This is a genomic window from Streptomyces sp. NRRL B-3229 (genome assembly GCF_000719505.1).
GTDB classification, from domain to species: domain Bacteria; phylum Actinomycetota; class Actinomycetes; order Streptomycetales; family Streptomycetaceae; genus Streptomyces; species Streptomyces griseorubiginosus.
On sequence record NZ_JOGP01000062.1, the window covers coordinates 1 to 3353 of the forward strand.

A 3353-nucleotide genomic window follows, 5' to 3' on the forward strand; every position below is an offset into this window, starting at 1 on the left:
CGGTGGTTGCTCATGGGTGGAACGTTGATTATTCGGCACTTTCAGTCATCTCGGGCTGCCAGTACTGCTCTTCGGAGCGTGGAACGCTGATCACGAGTGGCGAGGGTGTCGGGCACGCTGTTGGGTGTCTGAGGGAATGAACCCCCTCGTGATGCCGGCCCCAGTGAACTCCAGCTCAGGTTGGGGGTGATGGGTGGCTGGTCGTTGTTTGAGAACTGCACAGTGGACGCGAGCATCTGTGGCCAAGTTTTTAAGGGCGCACGGTGGATGCCTTGGCACCAGTCGTCAACCAGGCTTTGATCCGGGGGTTTCCGAATGGGGAAACCCGGCAGTCGTCATGGGCTGTCACCCTTGCCTGAACACATAGGGCAAGTGGAGGGAACGCGGGGAAGTGAAACATCTCAGTACCCGCAGGAAGAGAAAACAACCGTGATTCCGGGAGTAGTGGCGAGCGAAACCGGATGAGGCCAAACCGTATGCGTGTGAGACCCGGCAGGGGTTGCGCATGCGGGGTTGTGGGATCTCTCTTCTGTCGTCTGCCGGCGACAGGACGAGTCAGAAACCGTTGATGTAGGCGAAGGACATGCGAAAGGTCCGGCGTAGAGGGTAAGACCCCCGTAGTCGAAACGTCAGCGGCTCGTTTGAGAGACACCCAAGTAGCACGGGGCCCGAGAAATCCCGTGTGAATCTGGCGGGACCACCCGCTAAGCCTAAATATTCCCTGGTGACCGATAGCGGATAGTACCGTGAGGGAATGGTGAAAAGTACCGCGGGAGCGGAGTGAAATAGTACCTGAAACCGTGTGCCTACAAGCCGTGGGAGCGTCGCGCATTGAGTTTACTCAATGCGTCGTGACTGCGTGCCTTTTGAAGAATGAGCCTGCGAGTTTGCGGTGTGTTGCGAGGTTAACCCGGGTGGGGTAGCCGTAGCGAAAGCGAGTCCGAATAGGGCGTTTTTAGTAGCACGCTCAAGACCCGAAGCGGAGTGATCTAGCCATGGGCAGGTTGAAGCGGAGGTAAGACTTCGTGGAGGACCGAACCCACCAGGGTTGAAAACCTGGGGGATGACCTGTGGTTAGGGGTGAAAGGCCAATCAAACTCCGTGATAGCTGGTTCTCCCCGAAATGCATTTAGGTGCAGCGTCGTGTGTTTCTTGCCGGAGGTAGAGCACTGGATAGGCGATGGGCCCTACCGGGTTACTGACCTTAGCCAAACTCCGAATGCCGGTAAGTGAGAGCGCGGCAGTGAGACTGTGGGGGATAAGCTCCATGGTCGAGAGGGAAACAGCCCAGAGCATCGACTAAGGCCCCTAAGCGTACGCTAAGTGGGAAAGGATGTGGAGTCGCAGAGACAACCAGGAGGTTGGCTTAGAAGCAGCCACCCTTGAAAGAGTGCGTAATAGCTCACTGGTCTAGTGATTCCGCGCCGACAATGTAGCGGGGCTCAAGCGTACCGCCGAAGTCGTGTCATTGCAGCAATACTCCCAACGGAGGCTGTGATGGGTAGGGGAGCGTCGTGTGCCGGGTGAAGCTGCGCCGGAAGGCAGTGGTGGACGGTTCACGAGTGAGAATGCAGGCATGAGTAGCGATACACACGTGGGAAACGTGTGCGCCGATTGACTAAGGGTTCCTGGGTCAAGCTGATCTGCCCAGGGTAAGTCGGGACCTAAGGCGAGGCCGACAGGCGTAGTCGATGGATAACCGGTTGATATTCCGGTACCCGCTGTGAAGCGTCAAACATCGAACCAGGCGATGCTAAGTCCGTGAAGCCGTCCCGGAGCCTTCGGGCAAAGGGGAGTGGTGGAGCCGACGAACCAGACTTGCAGTAGGTGAGTGATGGGGTGACGCAGGAAGGTAGTCCATCCCGGGCGGTGGTTGTCCCGGGGTAAGGGTGTAGGCCGAGTGGTAGGCAAATCCGCCGCTCATTGAGGCTGAGACCTGATGCCGAGCCGATTGTGGTGAAGTGGATGATCCTATGCTGTCGAGAAAAGCCTCTAGCGAGTTTCATGGCGGCCCGTACCCTAAACCGACTCAGGTGGTCAGGTAGAGAATACCGAGGCGTTCGGGTGAACTATGGTTAAGGAACTCGGCAAAATGCCCCCGTAACTTCGGGAGAAGGGGGGCCACGCTTGGTGATCCGATTTACTCGGTGAGCTGGGGGTGGCCGCAGAGACCAGCGAGAAGCGACTGTTTACTAAAAACACAGGTCCGTGCGAAGCCGTAAGGCGATGTATACGGACTGACGCCTGCCCGGTGCTGGAACGTTAAGGGGACCGGTTAGTCACATTTCGGTGTGGCGAAGCTGAGAACTTAAGCGCCAGTAAACGGCGGTGGTAACTATAACCATCCTAAGGTAGCGAAATTCCTTGTCGGGTAAGTTCCGACCTGCACGAATGGCGTAACGACTTCTCGACTGTCTCAACCATAGGCCCGGTGAAATTGCACTACGAGTAAAGATGCTCGTTTCGCGCAGCAGGACGGAAAGACCCCGGGACCTTTACTACAGTTTGATATTGGTGTTCGGTTCGGCTTGTGTAGGATAGCTGGGAGACTTTGAAGCGGCCACGCCAGTGGTTGTGGAGTCGTCGTTGAAATACCAGTCTGGTCGTGCTGGATGTCTAACCTGGGTCCGTGATCCGGATCAGGGACAGTGTCTGATGGGTAGTTTAACTGGGGCGGTTGCCTCCTAAAGGGTAACGGAGGCGCCCAAAGGTTCCCTCAGCCTGGTTGGTAATCAGGTGTTGAGTGTAAGTGCACAAGGGAGCTTGACTGTGAGACCGACGGGTCGAGCAGGGACGAAAGTCGGGACTAGTGATCCGGCGGTGGCTTGTGGAAGCGCCGTCGCTCAACGGATAAAAGGTACCCCGGGGATAACAGGCTGATCTTCCCCAAGAGTCCATATCGACGGGATGGTTTGGCACCTCGATGTCGGCTCGTCGCATCCTGGGGCTGGAGTCGGTCCCAAGGGTTGGGCTGTTCGCCCATTAAAGCGGTACGCGAGCTGGGTTTAGAACGTCGTGAGACAGTTCGGTCCCTATCCGCTGCGCGCGCAGGAACATTGAGAAGGGCTGTCCCTAGTACGAGAGGACCGGGACGGACGAACCTCTGGTGTGCCAGTTGTTCTGCCAAGGGCATGGCTGGTTGGCTACGTTCGGGAGGGATAACCGCTGAAAGCATCTAAGCGGGAAGCCTGCTTCGAGATGAGTGTTCCCACCCCCTTTGAGGGGTTAAGGCTCCCAGTAGACGACTGGGTTGATAGGCCGGATCTGGAAGCCCAGTAATGGGTGGAGGTGACCGGTACTAATAGGCCGAGGGCTTGTCCATATTTGCTCGCGTCCACTGTGTTAGTTCTGAG

General features: G+C 57.1%; 1 rRNA gene. It reads left to right on the top strand.

Annotated features, from left to right (window positions below):
• Positions 1 to 240: 240 nt before the first annotated feature.
• A 23S ribosomal RNA gene (locus tag IF54_RS0138590) occupies positions 241 to 3322 on the top strand.
• The last annotated feature ends 31 nt before the right edge of the window (positions 3323 to 3353 follow it).